At 55.8% G+C, this 20671-nt stretch carries 18 protein-coding genes and 1 pseudogene; 2 read left to right on the plus strand and 17 right to left on the minus strand.

All coding sequences use genetic code 11. From position 1 onward, the window contains the following. Positions 1-442: 442 nt before the first annotated feature. The 17 genes and pseudogenes from DWZ52_RS10335 to DWZ52_RS09145 all read right to left on the minus strand — a co-directional run. Positions 443-547, minus strand: a pseudogene (locus DWZ52_RS10335) (DapH/DapD/GlmU-related protein); the annotation flags it as partial. A 348-nt stretch (positions 548-895) separates the two neighbouring features. Then, positions 896-2050, minus strand: coding sequence for a Coenzyme F420 hydrogenase/dehydrogenase, beta subunit C-terminal domain (locus DWZ52_RS09075; RefSeq protein ID WP_118385385.1), 1155 nt, complete (start codon positions 2048-2050; stop codon positions 896-898). Further along, positions 2031-3293 carry an O-antigen ligase gene (locus tag DWZ52_RS09080; protein WP_199579234.1) on the minus strand — a complete coding sequence of 421 codons (1263 nt, stop codon included), beginning with the start codon at positions 3291-3293 and terminating at the stop codon, positions 2031-2033. The genes DWZ52_RS09075 and DWZ52_RS09080 overlap by 20 nt, the downstream gene beginning before the upstream one ends. Before the next feature lie 82 nt (positions 3294-3375). Further along, positions 3376-4866 carry a lipopolysaccharide biosynthesis protein gene (locus DWZ52_RS09085; RefSeq protein ID WP_117639269.1) on the minus strand — a complete coding sequence of 497 codons (1491 nt, stop codon included), beginning with the start codon at positions 4864-4866 and terminating at the stop codon, positions 3376-3378. A 16-nt stretch (positions 4867-4882) separates the two neighbouring features. Further along, positions 4883-5968 carry a polysaccharide pyruvyl transferase family protein gene (locus tag DWZ52_RS09090; protein ID WP_158572439.1) on the minus strand — a complete coding sequence of 362 codons (1086 nt, stop codon included), beginning with the start codon at positions 5966-5968 and terminating at the stop codon, positions 4883-4885. A 30-nt stretch (positions 5969-5998) separates the two neighbouring features. Next, positions 5999-6529: a serine O-acetyltransferase gene (locus DWZ52_RS09095; protein ID WP_199579237.1), complete on the minus strand. Its 531-nt coding sequence runs from the start codon at positions 6527-6529 to the stop codon at positions 5999-6001. Between the two features lies 1 nt (position 6530). Beyond that, positions 6531-7331, minus strand: a complete 801-nt coding sequence (locus DWZ52_RS09100) for a glycosyltransferase family 32 protein (protein ID WP_117773583.1) — start codon at positions 7329-7331, stop codon at positions 6531-6533. Positions 7332-7410: 79 nt separating this feature from the next. Further along, positions 7411-8466, minus strand: coding sequence for a glycosyltransferase family 4 protein (locus DWZ52_RS09105; RefSeq protein ID WP_117776314.1), 1056 nt, complete (start codon positions 8464-8466; stop codon positions 7411-7413). Next, the gene (locus DWZ52_RS09110; protein ID WP_117773585.1) at positions 8459-9412 is read right to left on the minus strand and encodes an ATP-grasp fold amidoligase family protein; all 954 of its coding nucleotides are present in this window, start codon (positions 9410-9412) and stop codon (positions 8459-8461) included. Before DWZ52_RS09110 ends, DWZ52_RS09105 begins: the two co-directional genes overlap by 8 nt. Further along, positions 9412-10509 carry a non-hydrolyzing UDP-N-acetylglucosamine 2-epimerase gene (gene wecB / locus DWZ52_RS09115; RefSeq protein WP_117639259.1) on the minus strand — a complete coding sequence of 366 codons (1098 nt, stop codon included), beginning with the start codon at positions 10507-10509 and terminating at the stop codon, positions 9412-9414. The genes DWZ52_RS09110 and wecB overlap by 1 nt, the downstream gene beginning before the upstream one ends. A 29-nt stretch (positions 10510-10538) precedes the next feature. Further along, the gene (locus DWZ52_RS09120; RefSeq protein ID WP_118385389.1) at positions 10539-11756 is read right to left on the minus strand and encodes a nucleotide sugar dehydrogenase; all 1218 of its coding nucleotides are present in this window, start codon (positions 11754-11756) and stop codon (positions 10539-10541) included. Between the two features lie 2 nt (positions 11757-11758). After that, positions 11759-12511 (minus strand): WecB/TagA/CpsF family glycosyltransferase, encoded by a 753-nt coding sequence (locus DWZ52_RS09125; RefSeq protein WP_199579240.1) that lies wholly within the window; start codon positions 12509-12511, stop codon positions 11759-11761. Continuing rightward, the gene (locus tag DWZ52_RS09130) at positions 12511-13197 is read right to left on the minus strand and encodes a sugar transferase (RefSeq protein ID WP_117639253.1); all 687 of its coding nucleotides are present in this window, start codon (positions 13195-13197) and stop codon (positions 12511-12513) included. The genes DWZ52_RS09125 and DWZ52_RS09130 overlap by 1 nt, the downstream gene beginning before the upstream one ends. 147 nt (positions 13198-13344) lie before the next feature. Next, positions 13345-13758, minus strand: a complete 414-nt coding sequence (locus tag DWZ52_RS09135; RefSeq protein WP_147352157.1) for a hypothetical protein — start codon at positions 13756-13758, stop codon at positions 13345-13347. Further along, positions 13755-13934 carry a hypothetical protein gene (locus DWZ52_RS09965; protein WP_158572440.1) on the minus strand — a complete coding sequence of 60 codons (180 nt, stop codon included), beginning with the start codon at positions 13932-13934 and terminating at the stop codon, positions 13755-13757. Before DWZ52_RS09965 ends, DWZ52_RS09135 begins: the two co-directional genes overlap by 4 nt. A 328-nt stretch (positions 13935-14262) precedes the next feature. Further along, positions 14263-16026, minus strand: a complete 1764-nt coding sequence (gene thrS / locus DWZ52_RS09140) for a threonine--tRNA ligase (protein ID WP_118385392.1) — start codon at positions 16024-16026, stop codon at positions 14263-14265. 223 nt (positions 16027-16249) lie between these two features. Next, a complete protein-coding gene (locus DWZ52_RS09145) occupies positions 16250-16681 on the minus strand; it encodes a zinc ribbon domain-containing protein (protein WP_055251579.1) in 432 nt (143 codons plus the stop codon). Positions 16682-17307: 626 nt separating this feature from the next. Between DWZ52_RS09145 and DWZ52_RS10340 the strand changes: the two genes are divergently transcribed. Together DWZ52_RS10340 and DWZ52_RS09160 are read left to right on the plus strand one after the other, a co-directional pair. Continuing rightward, the gene (locus DWZ52_RS10340) at positions 17308-20115 is read left to right on the plus strand and encodes an FAD-dependent oxidoreductase (protein ID WP_370448284.1); all 2808 of its coding nucleotides are present in this window, start codon (positions 17308-17310) and stop codon (positions 20113-20115) included. Between the two features lie 4 nt (positions 20116-20119). Continuing rightward, positions 20120-20518, plus strand: coding sequence for a DUF1667 domain-containing protein (locus tag DWZ52_RS09160; protein WP_118385393.1), 399 nt, complete (start codon positions 20120-20122; stop codon positions 20516-20518). Positions 20519-20671 lie beyond the last annotated feature (153 nt).

Here is a 20671-nt window from a genome sequence, read left to right on the forward strand (position 1 = left end):
TCGCAATATTCAGCGGTGCTCATGCGGGCAAATACTCACTGGGCGCCTCCTCGATGGTCTTCCTCGGAGGAGTCTTCATTTCCTTGCACAGCAGTTCCTCGTCGACCGTTACGATGTTCGCAAATTCGGCACGTATCCCATTCGTCTGTGATTCGCTGCTTAGCCGCCAGAGACCACATGACAGAGCGCGGACCGTGCTCCGTCATGTGGTTGTCAATTTCCAAAAAACTTGACGTTACCAGTGATGCGGTTTCAAACCGGTTAAAAAGGGGTATCGACCCAAGCCGATACCCCTAATGCAAGCACGCTTTAATCCAATTAAGCCATTATCAATACTGCTTTATCGGATCAGCGTACATCGTGAATTGAAAGCCAATCCAGCAACCTATCGAAGCTCTCTGTAAACTAGATCCCGTTTTTCGTGAAATAGCATATTCGCGGGTACATCTTTAGAAACAACGCTATTCGCAGCGATGACCGCATTATCGCCAATGGCCACACCTTTAAGCACCACGACATTCGCGCCAAGCCAGACGTTGTCGCCAATATGCACGGGCGCTGTCGTAGTCGGCTGGTCCCGATACATGATCCCATCCTGCGACATACCGTGGTCGAAGTCATACACATGGACGTTTGGACCAAATAGGCAGCCTCTACCAATCTCAATTCGTTCATGAGCAATCAGGACGCAACCGTAATTGAAAGACGTTCGTTCACCGACGCTAATAACGCCTTTATCCGATACGCGACAATAAAACGGTCGCCTGAAAGCCTTCGTCATGGTTATCTGGCCAGGGAATCTCCCTGCAAGAAACGCCAACTTACCCCGGACATAAATCCAGGTCGCCACATGCTCAACAAAGTCCATTAAATTCAAGAGAAACGCCCCTAGTAACTATTTCCTTTTAATAAGCTGTTTCACAAGAGTCTTGAGAGATTTCACGAAGCCGTAGGCGCCAACAAACCGAGCAGTGCCCTCGAACCCCTTATGCTCATAAGCCTTCCAGAAACCATCAACGTTACCCTGCGGAGAGGACGACCTCTCCAGCATCGGATTACCGGGCAGCACCTCTTCAAGAGATATATCTGTTACGCCGGGCTCAAATACACCAGATGCGACAATACGCTCGGCTAGCTCACTATTAACCATAACAACAGAAAGTCCCTTATGATCATTAAAACCTTTGCGAACTCGATCGACGCCAAGAAAATCAGCAAGAGTAAAGTCGGAAACCCTGTTGACGTCGGTATAGGCGCAGTTATAACAGCTGGAATTTAAAGCGTTATTGCTATAGAACACATCTCGCCAAGTATTAGATTCAATCGTGTCATAGAGAGCAGTGCCGTCGTCCAAGAGAGCCTTCTCGACATGGACTCCCCAACCTCTGTCCTTGGGGCGATGAAAATATTTGATGACCTTCTTTCCGGACTTTTTTTCCAAAAAGGAAATGTATTCGCGGAACATACGATTACTAGGTGTGCCATGGCAGATTAAATCGCAGGTAACCAACTGTCCGGAATAGTTTTTCTTAGACAGAAAACTCCTAAGACCCGCAATTTGGCATGGGGTTCCGCTGTAGAGCACGTCAAGACCTTGTTTCAAGTCGTTATATGCTTCGACATATGAAGAGCCAACGAAGCCCTGTGAGTATTTTGAGCCTCGACAAGATTGCGCGTCGTCAACAGAGGCACAACGCCGCTGAACAACGCGGAAATCTTCATCGAAGCAAGCGCCGTAAACGACGCCGCCATTATTTAGGACGTAAGTAGCCAAGGTCCAAAACGCGGCACCCGAGGAACTTTTTGCGCGTTCGGCGTCGTCAGCCTGATAAGCCAATACCCGACGATAGTTCATCTTCAGATCGTCGCTCGTCAAACCATTAGCCGGACATACCCTCTGGCACAAACCGCACTCAACACATTTTGATTCGTCAATCTTCGGACGGTAAAACCCATGAGAGTCTTCTACAATCTGAATCGCCGATCGAGGACACACAGACAGACACGCAGAGCACCCGGTACAGCGTTGACTATCTTTGCAGATATCCATGGAATCCCTCCCTATCGTTAAGAATCATCTTGTCTGAGCCGCAAATAGCAAACGCCGCCACACATGAAATGAAATACGGTATGTAGCACTGCGGATCGTATAAAGGGTTGCCTGAAAAGCAATAAATTAGAAAGAAAATCTGAACACCCAAACAGGCCCACAAGCAAAAGGAGTCCCCATAAGGACCTTCCTCTAAAAGAGATTCAGATCGATGCATGGCTGCAAGGATGGAGAGAAACGCGGGCACAACAAAAGCCGCAAGGCCAATCACACCCGTCTCGGCAAGCAACTGAAGGTATACGTTGTGAGCACTCATCGACGAAAAGCCAAGATTGCTGTACATTGCACCAAGGGAGGTAGTGGCAACATACTTGGAATAAGTCCCCCAACCACAACCAAGTAAGGGTTTTGCATAAAACATACTCCAAGCGCAATCGTACAAATAGCTTCTGCCATTGCCCGTTTCATCATCTGAAAGCTCAATAAACCTCTCAAGAGTCGCCTGAACAGCGGGAACAAACGTAGCAAGAACGCCGACAGCTATTACAGCGATTGCAGCAACAACCAAGGTCTTGAGCATCGTCCCGGTAAGCTTCTTTCTATTTACGAACAGATACGAGATGACGATAGCAGCAACGGATGCAACCAAAGGACCCCGCTTAGTAGTCAGAAAAAGTGCAAGCAAGAGCATCAGGCTCAGCATCAAATCTTTAATCCGAACCTTTTCCCTGCTACCAGCAAGACCACAGGCCCAAGAGACGAGACCCAAACTCAAATAAATCGAATTAGTGCTGTAGTGCGCCGTGAAGCCAGAGCGATAGTCCCTAGCCATATAGCTACCTGAAAAGAAGGCAGATTTAACTGGCAGATAAAGTGCGGGGACTAGCCAGAAGACGATGGTGCAGAACGCATGAAATGCTGCAAAGGCGACAAGAACCCTAAGGCATGAAGTGACCCAGGATCGCTCGCCTGCCGCAACATACATGCACAGAAATAGAAGCGTATAAACTACGAGCAGGGTTAAATTAGCCACACCGTATATCAAACTATGAATAAAGAACAGCACAAAGAAAGGTGCCCAAGCCAGCTCAAGGCCAAATCTTTTGCAAGCAAATCTTCTGTTAGTCACAAAATGCAGGAGAAACGCCGTAGCAGATAGCAGGAGGCAGACATCGAGTGCAAGCGCAGAAGCAGCGAGCGATTGGCAGAAAAAGGCGTAAAAGAGCAGTGGAATGAACACCATGGACCCATCATTTAGGGAAAAGCGTCGCTCTAACTCAGAGCAAGACTCAACACCGGCCCTAGACGCGCTGAAATAATTCATCCTATTTAATCCTCATAAAACGACCAATAATCGAACTATAGCTAGGCCTGTCGAAGAAATAGAGCGTCGCGCATGCGGCGACTGCGCCCCAAATGACAAGACCGATGGCGACCGCAATCCATCCTGTCCAACTTCCAGCGAAGCAAGACAGTAAATAGCCAGGCATGGCCACAAGAACGGTCTGTAATACATACACGCCAAACGACCAAAACGAACTCGAAAGAGAGTCCTTCGAGATTTTACGAGGCTCGTAGAGCAAAAGGTCAATCACGCGGTATAGATTGGATACGCAGGACGCAGCAATTGTGCCGACGACCCCAAAACGCATTGTGAGTGGGATACCCAAGACGATAATGATTGCAGCCTGCAAGCAGGTCTGCGCCCTAGTCTCACGGTACATGCCAGCAGCAATTACAAGTAGGCCCTGGGACGACTTGCCATGATAGAGAAAAACATTTAGGACGACGAGGAAACCGAGCAGGACATTGTGGTAATTTGCATCGTGAAACCCGCCTGCATACAAATCAACAAACGGCATAATCAATGAAAAAGCACATCCGCATGCCACAGCGGAGACTGCGTACACAAGCGCTCGATATGGCTTATAGGAAGACCGAAGACCCTCGTAGTCTCCCTCAGCAATCTGTCGACCAAAGAGCGCCTGAAGCCCTGTACCAAGGACATTCGGAATCATCTGTAGCCCCGTAGATACGAGCATGTAAACAGCAAGAACGCTAACTTCACTCATGCTCCCACAGAGGAAGGTCGCCAAAATAACGGGCGCGCCCGACTGAACGGCTCCCAAGATTTGGAGAAACAACGCATCCCATCTCTGGGGTAGCTGATAGTCACCGTAATCAACCTTGCAATTGAGCTTCGGATAATGGCGGCGTGTATACAGAGCGAGAATCAGGCTGCGCGCAAAAACCGCAGAGAGAGCCAACGCATAGACAGCGACAACAGGAGCATGGAGATAGGCAAACAAGAAAATGACGGCCGTGTTAACCAGCGTGAAGACCGTCGATGCGAGTTGAATGAGCCAGTTCTTTTGATCGGCGGTAAGGAAAACTTGGTACTTGGCGAGGGAAAAGAAATCCACGACGATCTTGGCACCCAACAGGAAGGTAAGCACCATGATCTCCCAAGGCGCAAGCGAACCTACCGAGACAAATATGGGATAAACGACCGAAAGGCCAACCAGCAAGACAAGAAACAACATGCCCGACTTCTGATAAAAGACCTTCGAGGCCGAAGCCACGACGTTAATCCCATCCCAGTCGCCCTTAGCAATAGGCTTATATAGAGCGAAGGTCGCCGCACCAGAAATACCAGCTTCGACAAGTGCGAAATAACCAATAAACTGAGTTAGAGAGGTCACCAGACCGTTAACCTCGGATCCATATACGCCAATAATCGCCCTTGGGACGAGGAAGCCGGCAACGATAGCGGTCAACTGGTAGACCAAGTTCCAAAAAGTATTCTTTGCAAACATAAGCCAGAAACGACACCTACAATCCAATGCAGCGAGCGATAAAGGCACGCGCTGTATCACGGTCATGTGAGAGGGTCTGGTTTGCATGACCATAGTCAACAGCCGAAGTAACGACCTCGTCTCGATACAGACAACCCTCAATTCCATAACGTGCGAGCAGGTCTGTAATCCTGACGTTACTCTGAACGGCGGAGTCCGACGTTTTAACGACAAACGACTTATTGAAATTCATGGAGAAGCAGGCGCCGTGGAAGGAGTCCGTGCAAACAAACGACGCCTCACTAACAAGCTTCAAGAAAGCAGCCGGACCGATACCCCTCACGTTAATCATGCCGGGGAATTTCTTCGTGTTGTAATGAATGCAGACGACAGGAACGCCGAGCTCGCTGGCGATCTTCCTAGCTCGATCCACGAGTTTTTGCTCAGAGTTAAGCGTATAAAGCAGAACATAGGATTGAGGTATCGAATCCAAGCCGTCATCTGAGGCTAACGCCGACCAGTCATCGCCCGTAAGAAGCAGGGTCGGATCAGGCATAAATACAGATTCGAGCCCCATCTCGCTAAGGACCTCCATAGAGCTCGGTTCCCTAACGGAAAGACCAGTGAACTTTGCCAGCCTGTCGGCCGCGCCTTCATCGCATGCCAAAATGGATTCCGCCGTCGCATCTCCCAGACTGGCAGCATAAGACGCGACCTTTGTAACTTCAGCGATGCCTTCACCCAAGAAGACTGGGTCATGCCCATTAACCCGAGGATTGAAAACCTGATCGCTGCCAATGAGGACGCAGTCGAGGCTCTTGGCTCTATCAATAAGAGCTTGCTTATCCAGCTTTCCCGTAGGGCTTAGATTGCGCTTAGCAAATCGACTGAACGAATTAAGCCTCTGGCGCTCAAAACCCCTGCGAAGGAAATAGCGAACGGCATCCGAAGGATTGAACGAGAAGCACGTACCCAACTCTCGATCATCGAGTTCCTTATTGCTGTAATTGAGCACTTCGCAGTCGCAGCCCAACGACATCACGGTCCTGCGCAGAGCACATGCTTGTAGCGAAGCACCATAATTTACGGTATTCGAAAATGTGAGGATGCCTATGCGTTTCAATATCTTACCGCCTAACTATTCGCAAGCTCGTTAAACCAAATTGATGATGTAACCTTCAGTAGCGTTATCGGTTTCGATAATCTTGCACGGGTTGCCAATGACTATCGAATGATCGGGAATATCCTGGTTAACAAAGGTATTGGAGGCAATAAAGACATCGTTTCCAATGGTCACATTACCTGCAACCGTCGAGTTAATACCGAGATATACGCGGTCACCAATCGTAGGGACGCCCTTTCTATGGCCACGGTTTTCTTGGCCGATGGTGCATCCCTTATGGATGTTCACGTTACGGCCGAACTTCGCGCCGGCGTTTACAGTAATGCCGTAAGGGTGACCAATGTAGAAGCCTTCACCAATTTGAGTTGATGGCGAAATCTCGAGTCCACACTTCCTGGAAAGATGTTTCCTCGGAAGCGTGAAGAGGAGTTTTCGCAAACCCCCTGTCTGACACATCCTTAGATAGAAAACATAGCGGTAGCCAAAATCACCTAATAACCGGCCGAGCTTTACGCCTTGCGTACCGAAATAGTGATAAGTATCTTTAGCGAATACGTCCACTCTAACTTCTCTCTCCTCTAGCAATCTTTTCGCGAACAACGCCAAAGATTCTCTTAGTTCCTACAACCAAGCCACCGTCACTAAGCTCCATAAGAATTCGACCCAAAATCTGCGAAAGCCTTCGCCCAATGAAAGGGGAACACTTACGCACAACCTTCCGCTTGATGCGATATTTGGGCTCAACCCAGCTTCCCGAAGAGCGATGGATGCTGTAGGTTTCACGCTTGATGTGATAACCGCCGAAACCGTAAACGGGGTTGAACGCTTTGGAGTCCAAGGCAAGCCAGCCACCGAAATGCTGCTCTTTATTCACGCGTTCAAAGCCGATTTTTTGAAGCTCAGCAGTGAATACCTCATTCACCGTGATCTTGTCGAGAAAATCAGGATCACAGGAGAACTCCATCGACTCATATCGTTCCACGCATGCGCGAATTACAGGGTCATGAGGCTCAACAGCAACAATCAAGCCGGTGGTGGCAGTCAACGAGGATTCTTCGATTGCAGTGAAAGGAATGCTTTCCATGAGAGGCGATATGTCTCGTATGAGCTCGCTGCCGATATCCATATAGATGCCGCCGTACTCATACAAGACCTTAAAGCGAGCGTAGTCCGACACAAATGCCCAGAGGCCCGCCGCATACGCGCCCCTTGACCAAGAGCATGATGCGAAGTCGAAGTTATCCTCATTCCACTGCTTGACCTCAAACCCAGGCGCAAACTTCTCCCACGAAGCCAAGGACCTCACAGCAGTCTCAGAGAGCGGATTGCCTCCGAACCAGCAGTAATGAATAGTCTTATCCATCGTCACGCTCCTAAATGTGCAACTTGGAAATAAGAAACGGAGTCTGACGGGTCTCCAATATCGTCCAAGAAAGCGAGTCTCACCGGCAAATATCTTCGTAAACCATGCCAAGCCGGTTCATAAACGCCGTAAGGGAAAAGGCATCTTTTATTCGAGCTCGTCCCTGAATTCCAATCATTTCCTTGTAAGAGATATCGCTCATGAGATTCTCGAGCTTAGTGGCCAACGCATCAACATCATCAACTGGAAACATAATTCCGTCTACGCCGTCGGTAATGACTTGTGGAATACCCCCGACAGGAGTCGCAATGGTAGCAAGTCCGTACGACATTGCCTCAAGCACACTCATAGGCATGCCCTCATTCTTCGAAGGAAGGCAGAACATGCTACTGTTGCGAAAGGCTTCGTCTTTTTTTTCACCTTTAGCCCAGCCTATAAAGCTGCACCTGTCACCAATTCCAAGTTCATCCGCCAGTTGTTCATATGCTGGCACATCCCCGTCTCCGCCAAAGACAAAACGCGCATCGGGATGAGTCTTAAGAACGCGCTTAGCAGCGCGCAAAAGTAAATCCGGACTCTTGCGCGCATCAAGACGCCCCATGAACAAAACCGTATTGCACGAATAATCAATAGCGTTAACCTCAGGAACGTCAACGGCGTTATGCACCACCACGATACGATCCAAGGAACAGATGTGCCTTTTTAGAAGGAATTCCTTCCACTCCTCCGACAGAACGACCACCTTTGAGCAACATTCAAAGGAATGCGAGATATCGCGTCTCTCAGCCTCGCTACATTCTTCGTCAAACCAAACACCGAACTCGCTACCATGCAGATGGAGAAGAACGGGTTTGTTTCGAAAGAAGGCCGCCCTCATGAAGATCTTTTTTCGGCGATAGCTGCCACGAGACGCCATATGCACATGTACGAGATCGCACGCGTTGAGCCTACTGAGATATTTCATATAAGCCACAAGGGCAATGGAGAGCTTCTTGAACTTCCCGCCCTCAGCAGTTGTCGAAATGAATTCTATTGAACCTTCGTTACGATTCGACCACTTCATAATGTTGTTTTCAACCGTGGAGATGCCACCCATAGCATCAAGACTCGGGCCAATCATCAACACTTTAGGCATTATCAGCACCTAAAGATCTTTTAGAAGAAGGGCAAGACCAATCGCAGTACTTTTCTAAATGGGAAACAGTTGGCAAAACAAACAAATCGCCAAGCTCTCGGTCAAGTCTATCGGGTTGCTCCTCTAGAGCATAGAAGGGATCGTATCCGCCTCCGGTATAGAAAGTCATCTCGCCAAAGTAAGGTTTACCGCTAATGTTGTACCAGTCAACCCGCACGTGAGGGAAACCATCAGAGAGTTTCTCGGAAAGCTCAAGCATAAGTTCGTAGTTCTCGGGCTTTACAGTAGGCTCATGCTCAGATACCTCATGGTCGATATCGCCACGCTGCTCCCATTCAGTAGAAAAGTACTGCATTTCATGATTAGTGAAACGATCGGCGTCCGTCTGAACAAGAGCTGCCTTACCGTCAAAACAATAGAATTTGTAATCAGTCGGAGTCGCTCTTCCAGGTTCATCAAGAAATGCTTCCGCCACAATGCGAGGCGTGATACCGAGATAAGCCCACTCCCTGCCCTGCCAATACCAGTTTCTATGCAAGGCAACATTCAGACGTTTCTTGGCCTCAACAAAATCAAAATTCGACTTATCCGTGCAAACAAATGTGCTCTGCGAGTCGTGAGTACATTTAAGCACAAACTTCTCCGGCAATTTATCGAGATCGATCTCTTCAGCTGCATTGAAAACACCGAAAAGTGGCACAAGATACTCGGACCCAATACGTTGTTCGACGAAAGAGCGCACGCCATATTTATCTGCGAGCTGAGTCAAAACTGGATTATGGTAGTTAAGCTTGTACCACTGCAGCTTCTCATTGAATGTCTTAGGACACTCGAAATCAGGCTCGTAATGAAGTTTGGCTTTGAAGTAGAGACGCATATATGCCTCATCAGGAATGAAGCGCAGGTTGTTTTTAAGAGAAAGAGTAAACCTCTTTTTTAGCTTCACTATTTACCTCCAATAACGTCCGCAATTCGCTCACTCGCATGTCCGTCACCGTAAGGATTCGACGCATGACTCATGACCTCGTACTCGGCCTGATCGCTGAGCAGGCGGCTGAACTCGCGGTAGATCACGTCCTCCTCGGTGCCGACGAGCTTCAGCGTGCCGGCCGCCACGCCCTCGGGGCGCTCCGTGGTGTCGCGCATGACGAGCACCGGCTTGCCCAGACTCGGGGCCTCCTCCTGGATACCGCCGGAATCGGTGAGGATGAGGTGGCTCGCGGCCATGAAGTTGTGGAAATCGAGCACCTCGAGCGGGTCGATGATGTGCAGGCGGTCGAAGCCGTCGAGCTCCTCGTGTGCCGCCTTGCGGACGAGCGGGTTCATGTGGATGGGGTAGATCGCCTTTGTGTCCGGATGCTCCTCCATCACGCGGCGGATGGCGCGGAACATGCGGTGCATGGGCTCACCCAAGTTCTCGCGGCGATGCGCCGTGATGAGGATGAGGCGGGAGCCCTCAGCCCAATCGAGCTCGGGGTGGGAGTAGCCCTCGCGCACGGTAGTGCGCAGTGCGTCGATGCCGGTGTTGCCGGTGACCCAGATCCCGGACTCGAGCTTGCCCTCGCCGAGCAGGTTCTGCTTGCTCGCCTCCGTGGGTGCGAAGTAGTACTCGCTCACGATGTCGACCGCCTGGCGGTTGAACTCCTCCGGCCAGGGGCTGTAGATGTCGTGCGTGCGCAGGCCGGCCTCCACATGCCCCACGGGGATCTGCAGGTAGAAACACGCGAGCGCCGCGGCGAAGCTGGTCGTGGTGTCGCCGTGGACCAGGACCACGTCGGGCGTCTCGTCCTCGAGGACGGCCTTGAGCTTAAGCAGCACGTCGCACGTCACGTCGAACAGCGTCTGGCCCGGCTTCATGATCGCCAGGTCGTGGTCGGGAGTCACATCGAAGACGCGCAGAACCTGGTCCAGCATCTCGCGGTGCTGGCCGGTCACAGTCACGACGGTCTCGAACTCATCCGTACGCGCCTTGAGCTCGTTGGCGAGCGGGCACATCTTGATTGCCTCCGGGCGGGTGCCGAAGACGAGCATTACCTTCTTCAAAACGATTTCTCCTGAAGAGTCACATGGTCTTACAGCTTGTAGACGTTCTCTCCGTCGCCGCAGACGTTGCGCGGGTCGATGAGGACGCGCTCGCCGAAGATGCCGGGGTTGTCCGTGACCTGGGAGTGGCCGACCATCACGATCACCATCTCCAGTCCGTCCAGGAACTCATCCATAGAGTGGACCTGGCCGGGAACCTCGTCGCGCTCGACCCACGGGTCGTAGACCTTGACGGAGCCGGCGCAGAGGTGCTCGGACATGGACTCGAGCATCTGCAGCGTCGGGGACTCGCGGACGTCGTCGACGTTCTCCTTGTAGGTGAGGCCGTAGATGCCGACCTTCGAGGCGTCCGTGATGCCGCGCTCGACCATGACCTCGTGGGCCCGGTGCATGACGTACTCGGGCATGGAGGCGTTTGTCTGCAGGGCGAGGCGGATGAAGTTGGCCGTCTCGGGGTAGTCGCCGACCAGGAACCACGGGTCGACCGGGATGCAGTGGCCGCCGACGCCCGGGCCGGGGTTGAGGATGTTCACGCGCGGGTGCTTGTTGGCGATGCGGATGACCTCGGCGACGTCCATGCCGCCGATGCGGCAGATCTTGGCGAGCTCGTTGGAGAAGGCGATGTTCACCGCGCGGAAGGTGTTCTCGACGACCTTGGTCATCTCGGCGGTGCGGATGTCGGTGACGGAGATCTCGCCCTGGCAGAAGCTGGCGTAGACCTTCGCCACGGCCTCGCCCACCTCGGGGTCGTCGGCGCCGATGGTGCGGTTGTTGTGCAGCAGCTCGTAGACCATGTTGCCCGGGATGATGCGCTCGGGGGCGTGGACGAGCCTGACGTCCTCGCGGCCGGCCTCTATGAGTAGCAGGCGAACGAAGCGGTCGATGGTGTTGGGCGAGACGGTGGACTCGACTACGAGCACGGCGCCCTCGGGCGCGACCTCGAGGACGGTCTTGCAGGCCGCCACGACGTAGCAGGGGTCGATCTTCTTGTCTAGCTTGTCGTAGGGAGTGGGGACCGAGACGATGTAGGTGTCGCAGACCTGGTAGTCGGTGGAGAACTTGATTCCGGACTTCAGGGCGTCGGCGAACAGCTCGTCCAGGCCCTCCTCCTTGAAGGTAGTCTTGCCGGCGTTGAGCGTGGCGACGAGCTCCTCGTTGTAATCCGTGCCCACGACCTCCACGCCGTGGGATGCCATCATGAGGGCGGTGGGCAGGCCGATGTAGCCGAGACCGATAACGTTAACCATTGCTATTCACCTTTCTTAGCGAACTTGTATTTATACGTGAGGGCGACGAATTTTAGGTTGCCGATGATGTAGCGTTTCCACAGCCTTCCGGGCTCCTGGATGAAGCGGTAGAACCACTCCAGGCCGTGCTTCTGCATCCACGTCGGAGCTCGGTCGGTTACGCCGGCAACAACATCGAAGCTGCCGCCGACGCCCATGACGAAGGGGATTCCGATCTGGTCGATGTACTTGTGGACCCAGTACTCTTTCTTGGGAGAGGAGAAAGCGACGAACATCATGTCGGCTCCCGAGGCGGCCATATCGGATACGATCTGGGGCTCGTCCGCCTCGGTGAAGTAGCCGTTGCGATACCCTGCGATCTGGATGCCCGGGTACCTGTCCTCGAAAATCGCTTTGACCTTGGTGACCACCTCTTCCTTCGCCCCGAAGAGGTAGATGTGGTAGCCCTTCTCGGACGCCAGCCCGACAAGCCTCTGGAACAGGTCGATGCCCGTGACGCGTTCCCCGAGAGGAACCCCCAGCTTTTTCGCCGCCCAGACGATCGAGGCGCCGTCGGCGTTGATCAGGGGGCATTCGTTGACGATTGACGCGAGCTCGGGATCCGCCTCCATCAGGTTGACCTTGGAGGCGTTGATTACGACATGCTGGGTCGGTACGCCCCTCGCGATGATCTTCTCGATTTCATCCACCGTCTCGTCAAGCGAGATGGCGTTTACATACGTGTTCAGAATTGGATAACGATTGCCGGCTGACACTAGCACGCCCCGCTTCCCGTAATTACCTCGACGACAGTGAGTAGAACGATCTTGAGATCCGTGATGACGCCGCGCTTGGCTATGTACTCAAGGTCGCGCTGGACCATTCCGTCGAAACCCGTTGAATTGCGGTCCGTCACCTGCCACCAGCCGGTTATCCCGGGCTTCACGGCCAGGCGCTGCAGGTCGTACTCGGTGTACTCCGCAACCTCATTAGGCAGCGGCGGGCGCGGACCCACGACGGACATCTGGCCCAGGAATACGTTAATGAACTGCGGGAACTCGTCGATGGAGTGCTTGCGGATGAACTTCCCGATCTTGGTGACGCGGGGGTCCTCCCTCATCTTGAACATGGCGCCGGCGATCTCGTTTTGCTCCTTGAGCTCGGCGAGGCGCTCGTCGGCGTCCTTGTACATGGAGCGGAACTTCCACATGCGGAAGGTTGACAGGCTGCCGTCGGGGCGGGTCTGACCAACGCGGATCTGGCTGTAGAAGGGGCTGCCCTCGCTCTCCATGCGGATGGCCGCGGCAAGCACCAGACTCGGCACGGCAATGACGGCCAGCACGCAGCCGCTGAACACGATGTCGAACGCGCGCTTGACGGCACGGTAGGCCAGGCGCGAGTTGTCCCAGTCCATGATGGATTGCACAGCCTTATATCGACCGGTGCATTCACGCTGGTCCATAGCCTGACCAATCAGCGCTGCCCCCGCGGGCGCATTGCTCTCTGTCACTTCTTTATTAGCAGCCACAATAAAACTTACGTTCCTGTCCCCAGGAACCCCCCCATCTATGAATCCAAAATCAAGTAATTTGCTAGTGCAACGTCTCCCTTACGTCTTGCTGGGAACGTCCAGCGCAAGCAGCTCCCTAAAAGTGGAGCCACCATCGCCCACGTCTACCAGGCACCAGCGCTTATGACGGTCTATCTTCTTTACGCGGGCCTCTTGCCCCACCAAGGGCCCGTGTTCTATGTGCAGCACGCCGTCTTCTATGCGCGCAACGCTGTTACGCACCACGCCGTCGTCATCGAGCACGCTGCGATACCAATCCTGTGCATCGTCCGGCATGGGCATGTACGCCCGCTCCCTACTGCCGGCGATGCGACAGCCAAAGCTCAACTGGGCCAGGGCCCTATCGAGCGCAGCGGCATCGTGCGTTGCGACGAAGAAATATTCCTTGTACATTGGCTTGGTTTGGAGCGACCAGGCGCCGTCCCGCTTAAACCAGAACTCCTTTTGCGTCACAAAAGCGTCCTGCATAAGGTTGTGTGGGATAATGCGCGGACCTTTTCGCAGGTCTCGCGCTCTTTTCCATTGGGGGTGTGAACCAGATACCAGCGGACGCGGCCGTGCTGGCTGTTGGTGGTGGCGCCGCTAAAAGCACCCGGCAGCTGCTCTTGGCGCCGTGCCGTCTGTTCCATGTTCTCGCCCCCCCCTCTTTTGGCTTTGCGATGCACGCAAATGCAGGGGCGTTTAGAACAGGCTTCTCGCTCGCAGCTAGGCGCAGTCGCAAAAGTACAGGTTTTTGTATCTTTCTACAGACGAATTATACGAGCAATTAATCAGCGTTTGCCCAGATTACACAAAATGTACTGCTAGTAGGTACATCTCCATACCCCTCTATAAAAACCTGTACCTTTTTGTGCAACAAAAAAAGCCGCTCAACCAGCGGCTTTTCTTATTTCGGCATGAAAAAAGGCGACCGCCCTGTGTGGACGGTCGCCTTTGTTAATTGTTATGAAGTTTGCCTTAGGCGCGGGTCTTGATCTCCTCGGTCACCTTGGCAATAAACTCGTCAACGCTCATCTGAACGGTCTCGTTGGAGCGATCGCGGACGGAGATGTTGCCGGCCTCGACCTCCTTCTCGCCCAAGATGAGCATGTAGGGCACGCGGTCGATGCTGCGGGCCTCGCGAATCTTGTAGCCGATCTTCTCGTCACGGTCGTCGCAGACCACGCGAATGCCGGCCTCCTCCAGCTTGCCACACACCTCGTGGGCGTAGTCGCGGCTCTTCTCCGAGACGGGAAGTGCCTTGACCTGCACGGGAGCCAGCCAGGTGGGGAACTTGCCCGCAAAGTGCTCAATCAGAATACCGATGAAGCGCTCGATGGAGCCAAAGCACACGCGATGCAGCATGATGGGGCGCTTCTTGGTACCGTCGGCGTCCACGTACTCCAGATCAAAGTTGAGCGGCATCTGGAAGTCGAGCTGGACGGTGCCGCACTGCCAGGTACGACCGAGCGAGTCCTCCAGGTGAAAGTCGATCTTGGGGCCGTAGAAGGCGCCATCGCCCTCGTTGACCTCGTAGTCCATGTGCAGCTGCTCCAGAGCGGTGCGCAGGCCCTCCTCGGCGCGCGCCCAATCCTCGTCCGAACCCATGGAGTCCTCGGGGCGGGTGGAAAGCTCAACGTGGTACTTAAAGCCAAACTTCTGGTACACGGAGTCGATGAGGTTGACCACGACCACGATCTCGTCGGTCAGCTGGTCGGGACGCACAAACAGGTGGGCGTCGTCCTGGTTAAAGCAGCGCACGCGGAACAGGCCGTGCAGGGCACCGCGCAGCTCGTGGCGGTGCACCAGGCCAATCTCGCCGGCGCGGATGGGCAGCTCGCGGTAAGAGTGCGGCTTGGAGGCGTACACCAGCACGCCGCCCGGGCAGTTCATGGGCTTAATGCAGTACTCTTCGTCGTCGATGACGGTGGAGTACATGTTGTCCTTGTAGTGGTCCCAGTGGCCCGAGGTCTTCCACAGCTGCTTGTTCATGATGAGCGGCGTGGAGATCTCCACGTAGCCGGCCTTGTGGTGGATCTCGCGCCAGTAGTCCAGCAGCGTGTTCTTAAGGATCATGCCGTTGGGCAGGAAGAACGGGAAGCCGGGGGCCTCGTCACGCATCATAAAGAGGTCCATCTCGCGACCGATCTTGCGGTGGTCGCGCTTCTTGGCCTCCTCCAGCATGTGCATGTGCTCGTCGAGCTCTTCCTTGGTGGCAAAGGCGACGCCGTTGATGCGGGTGAGCATCTTGTTGTCCTTGTCGCCCTTCCAGTAGGCGCCCGAGACGCCAGTGAGCTTAAAGGCCTTGAGCGCCTTGGTATAGCAGATGTGGGGGCCGACGCACATGTCGATGTAGTCGCCCTGCTGGTAGAAGGTGATGCGGGCGTCGTCGTCCAGGTCGCCGATGTGCTCGACCTTGTACTTCTCGCCGCGCTCCTCCATAAGGGCGATGGCCTCGGCGCGGGGCTTCTCGTACACGGAGAACTTGAGGTTCTCCTTGACGATCTTTTTCATCTCGGCCTCGATCGCGGGGAAGTCGTCCTCGCTGATCTTGACGCCCTCGGGCAGGTCGACGTCGTAGTAGAAGCCGTTGTCGGTCGCGGGACCGTAGGCAAAGTCGGCCTCGGGGTACAGGCGCTTGATGGCCTGCGCCATGATGTGCGCGGCGGAGTGGCGGATGACGTGCGTGACCTCGTCCTGTGGGAGCTCGGCCACCGAACCGTCATTGTAGAGTGCCTTCATGGGTATGTTTTCTCCTCTCGGATGCCTGATGCAAGTGCGTGCGATGCGCTCGGCGTTTTAACTTGCATCATTATAGGCAGGTTGCCTTGGTATACAAGCGCCCGCCGCACCTTAATGGCACGGCGGGCGATTTTCTACGCATGCTTCATCGTGTGGGGGCGGAGTGTGGGGCGCGCGTGGCTTGCGGCGCCCGTGGCTTCCGGCCGACCCGACGATGGATGCGTTACTGGATGCGAGTTCGGCAGTAGGGGCAGACCTTCCAGTGCGCATCGAGCGGGCGATGGCAGCTGGGGCATACGTTGCGAACCTGGGTGTCGCACACCGGGCAGACGACGAAGTCCTTCTCGATGGGCGCGCCGCACTGCGGGCAGGTGCCATACTGGGCAAGCTGGCGCTCACGCAGGGCCATGTCCAGCTCCTGCTCCTCGCGGTCGGACGCGTAGGAGTGCGGGCGCAGGACCAGGTAGGCAATGAGACCCACAAACGGGATAAGGGCGATGATGCCCCATGCCACGTAGGCGCTGGCGCCGCGGCGGCGAGCGTCGATGAACACATAGACGACCGACAGCACATACAGGGCGATGATAAAGCCAACGAAGGCATAGACGACGCCCATAAGCTGCGGCGACATGAGCTCGGAGATGTACTTGGACATTACGGGTACCTTTCGGAATATTAACAGTCCGGTCAAGTTTACCACGGGGTTTGTTTATATGGGACCACGGCTAGACGCTGGGCTGGCGCGGACACAAACATCTCAATCTGTAACAGGTGGAGGCGAAATCCGGGTCTAGATGTTACAGATCGAGACACAGGGGTCCCTCCCCGACTTCAATCTCGATCTGTAACATCTTGGGCCCCAAAACCCCTCTTACTGTTACAGATCGAGACATTCAAAATCCGCCGGAAGGTTTGTCTTGATCTGTAACATCTAGAACCCAAATCATCAGCTAACTGTTACAGAACGAGACATACGAATAACCCGACGGGCTAACGTCTTGATCTGTAACACGTAGGACCGCAATTCCCCTCCTACTGTTACAGATCGAGACGAACGTGCGCCTGTGGTCTCAACATCTCAATCTGTAACATGTAACGGCGACGACCGCGAGGTTGGGTGGGAAGATCTCGTGGTCTAACGTGGCCGGCATCCGTGCTGGGCGGTCCTCGTCTGCCGTTGGCGGGTGTTGCGGGGCTGTTCGCCGCATTGCCGCCGCGCTGTGGATGTATAGACCGTAGGATAGTCTTATTGACAGCCTGTCAACTCGTCTGGGAGGCACTGTGAGCGAAACGTTTGATATCGCGATTGTCGGCGCGGGCATCACCGGATGCGCCATCGCGCGGCAGCTCGCGCGGTTTGACCTGTCCATATGCGTGGTCGAGGCAGCCAACGATATCGCGCTGGGAACATCGAAAGCCAACGGCGGCCTGGTGCACGCCGGCTACGATCCGACACCGGACACGGTTAAGGCGCAGGTCAACGCCCGTGGCTGCGAGTTGTACGGTGCGTGGGCGCAGGAGCTGGGCTTTCTGTTCTGCCGCACCGGGTCGATGGTGCTGGGTTTTAACGACGAGGACCGCGCGCGCCTGGAGCAGCTACGGTGCAACGGCCATGCCAACGGCGTGCCCGAGCTGTCGATCATCGGACCCGAGCGCATCCACGAGCTGGAGCCGCGCGCCAGTGCCGATGCAACGTGCGCGTTGTGGTGCCCATCGACTGGGTTTGTCGACCCGTTTGAGGTTGCCATCGCCGCGCTGGAGAACGCCGTGGCCAACGGGGTGACGTTTATGCGCTCCGCACCGGTGGAGGCGATTGAAATCGCGGGCTCGGGCGACGACGTGCGCTTTACGTTGGCGACGCCCGCCGGAGACGTGCGCTGCCGCTACATGATCAACGCCGCGGGCAACGGCGCCGCGGACATCTCGCATATGGCGGGCGCCGAGGAGTTCCAGATGGTCTGGCGCCAGGGCAACATCGTGGTGCTGGACAAAGAACCGCGCGCGCTGATGCCACTCTACCCCGTTCCCACGCCGGTGTCCAAGGGCGTTATCGTCACGGGTACCGTACACGGCAACACCGTGATTACCGCGACCGCCGCCGTGCGCGAGCCGGGCGATACACAGACCTACGCGACCGATATCAACGCGCTCCTGACCGGTGCGCGCAAGCTGGTGCCCGATCTGGACACGCGCCGCGTGGTGCGCGCGTTCGCCGGCGGGCGCCCGGTCATTCAGGGTACAAACGACTTTTTTATTGGGCAGTCGGCCGTGGTGCCGGGGCTATTCCAGGCGGCGGGCATCCAGTCGCCGGGCGTGGCGAGCGCACCGGCCATTGCCGAGCGCATGGAGCAGGCACTGCGCAATTCCGGCGTAGCCCTGCGCGAACGTGCCGATTGGAACCCGATCCGCCGCGCGCAGGACGACTTTGACCTCGCGCCGCTTGCGCGCAAGGAAGAACTCATTGAGTCCGATCCCGCGTGGGGGCAGATCGTCTGCCGCTGCGAGACGGTGCCCGAGGCCGAGATTGTAGCCTCGATTCGACGCCGTCCGGGCGCGGTTTCGGTCGAGGGCGTCAAGCGCCGCTGCCGCGCCGGCATGGGTCGGTGTCAAAGTGGCTTTTGCCAAAGCCGCGTGGTGGCGATCCTGGCGCGCGAGTTGGCCTGCGACCCCAGCGAAGTGCTGTTGGAAGATGCTGGATCTTGGCTGGTCGAGGGACCACTGAAGGGGTGCGCTAGAATGGCGACGTTTGATATGCGCAACAAACGCGCAGAGGCCGGAACCATAGCGTCGGTAGCAACGCAGGCCTTCGACGTGGTCGTCATCGGAGGAGGCCCCGCCGGCATGGCTGCAGCGCTGGCCGCGCATAAGGCCGGAGCACGCGTGGCCATCGTGGAGCGCGAACAGCACCTGGGCGGAATCCTCCGCCAGTGCATCCACCCCGGCTTTGGCCTGTCGCACTTTAAACAGGAGCTCACCGGTCCCGAGTACGCGCAGCGCTTTATCGACCAGGTGCACGCAACCGACATTGCGCTGTTCCTCAACAGCATGGTGCTTGGGATTGATTCAGGCGAGCCTGCAGAAGACACCGAGGTCCATACCGTCACGCTCATGAACCCTGCCGGCATGTTGCAGCTCACCGGGCGCGCGGTCGTCCTTGCCATGGGTTGCCGTGAGCGCACCCGCAGCGAGATCAAGATCCCCGGCAGTCGTCCCGCCGGTGTGTTTACGGCGGGCCTGGCGCAGCGATACATCAATATCGAAAACCTTAAACCCGGCTCGCGCGCCGTCATTTTGGGCTCGGGTGACATCGGGCTGATCATGGCGCGCCGTTGCACGCTCGAGGGGATTTCGGTCGAGGGCGTGTACGAGCTCATGCCGTACGCCAACGGCCTGCGCCGCAACGTCAAGAACTGCCTGGACGACTTTGGCATTCCGCTGCATCTGTCGACCACGGTCACGCGCGTGATTGGACACGATCGCGTGGAGGCTGTCGAGGTGAGCCAAGTCGACGACCATCTTGCACCCATTCCCGGGACCGAGCGCATCGTTCCGTGCGACACACTGCTGCTTTCGGTGGGGCTGATTCCCGAGAACGAGCTTTCGGTTGCCGCAGGCGTGGAGCTGGACCCACGTACGCGCGGCGCCGTGGTGGACCAGAGCTTGCAGACGGGCGTGCCGGGCATCTTTGTCTGCGGCAACGTGCTGCACGTGCACGACCTGGCCGACAACGTAACGTGTGAGTCCGAGAGAGCTGGCGCAGCTGCGGCGGCGTACGCGCTGGGAACCGGCGCGGGCGCCGTTCCGGACTGCGAGCTCACCGTCTCCCCTGCCGGCATTGCGGGATACGCACTGCCGGGACGCATTACGGCTGCGGCGCTCACCAAGCTGAACTTCCGCGTGCGCCGGCCAGTCGATGCCGCCTGCGTGAGGATCTTGGCCGACGGCGAGAAACTGTTCGCCGGCAAGGTCCGCGCGTTTAAGCCGAGCGTTATGGAAAGCTTCCCACTGCCGGCAAAGGTCATCAAACAAGCGCTCGACCTGGGTGCCAGCGAGATTGTCCTTTCCGTCGATCCCGTTGAGGAGGCGTAGAGTCATGAGCACGAATGTGACCGAGACATTGCAGTTCAACTGCACCACCTGCCCGTCCGAGTGCCTCCTGACCGTGGAGGTGGAGCGCGACGCCAATGGCGCCGTGGTGAAAGTGCGCTCGGTAACCGGCAACAACTGCCCGCGCGGCGATACGTTCGCGCATCAGGAGCTCGCCTGCCCCATGCGCGTGCTCACGACGACCGTGGCCGTCTCCTGCGGCGACGAAGCTCTGCTCCCCGTGCGCACGGCCGAAGCCATCCCGCTGGCACTCCACGCCCAAGCCATGGACCTCATCCGCGGCGTTGTCGTCGAGGCCCCCATCCGCATGGGCGACGTCGTGCTAGAGAACCTCCTAGACACCAACATCAACCTAATCGCCAGCATGGATATCGACCGAGCCTAAGTAGCTAATTGGGGACGGGGCTCTTTAGCTAATTAGGGACGGAGCTCTTTTAGCTACCCCGCCATCCACCCGGTCCTCCTCCGCAGTTGCGGTGAAATACGGACTGTTTTATGGCTTGGGGGTGCGGACAGAAAGTTGGACCGCGGGGCGGTC

The organism is Collinsella sp. AF33-16 (assembly GCF_003475325.1).
Taxonomy (GTDB): domain Bacteria; phylum Actinomycetota; class Coriobacteriia; order Coriobacteriales; family Coriobacteriaceae; genus Collinsella.

What these genes read in the sequence shown, in the direction of transcription:
- DWZ52_RS09075 (WP_118385385.1), bottom strand. Translation starts at nt 2,050, where the DNA reads ATGGATATCTGCAAAGATAGTCAACGCTGTACCGGGTGCTCTGCGTGT.
- DWZ52_RS09085 (WP_117639269.1), bottom strand. Translation starts at nt 4,866, where the DNA reads ATGTTTGCAAAGAATACTTTTTGGAACTTGGTCTACCAGTTGACCGCT.
- DWZ52_RS09080 (WP_199579234.1), bottom strand. Translation starts at nt 3,293, where the DNA reads ATGGTGTTCATTCCACTGCTCTTTTACGCCTTTTTCTGCCAATCGCTC.
- DWZ52_RS09105 (WP_117776314.1), bottom strand. Translation starts at nt 8,466, where the DNA reads ATGCCTAAAGTGTTGATGATTGGCCCGAGTCTTGATGCTATGGGTGGC.
- DWZ52_RS09120 (WP_118385389.1), bottom strand. Translation starts at nt 11,756, where the DNA reads ATGGTTAACGTTATCGGTCTCGGCTACATCGGCCTGCCCACCGCCCTC.
- DWZ52_RS09145 (WP_055251579.1), bottom strand. Translation starts at nt 16,681, where the DNA reads ATGTCCAAGTACATCTCCGAGCTCATGTCGCCGCAGCTTATGGGCGTC.
- DWZ52_RS09160 (WP_118385393.1), top strand. Translation starts at nt 20,120, where the DNA reads ATGAGCACGAATGTGACCGAGACATTGCAGTTCAACTGCACCACCTGC.
- DWZ52_RS09100 (WP_117773583.1), bottom strand. Translation starts at nt 7,331, where the DNA reads ATGGATAAGACTATTCATTACTGCTGGTTCGGAGGCAATCCGCTCTCT.
- DWZ52_RS09130 (WP_117639253.1), bottom strand. Translation starts at nt 13,197, where the DNA reads ATGGACCAGCGTGAATGCACCGGTCGATATAAGGCTGTGCAATCCATC.
- thrS (WP_118385392.1), bottom strand. Translation starts at nt 16,026, where the DNA reads ATGAAGGCACTCTACAATGACGGTTCGGTGGCCGAGCTCCCACAGGAC.
- DWZ52_RS09965 (WP_158572440.1), bottom strand. Translation starts at nt 13,934, where the DNA reads ATGGAACAGACGGCACGGCGCCAAGAGCAGCTGCCGGGTGCTTTTAGC.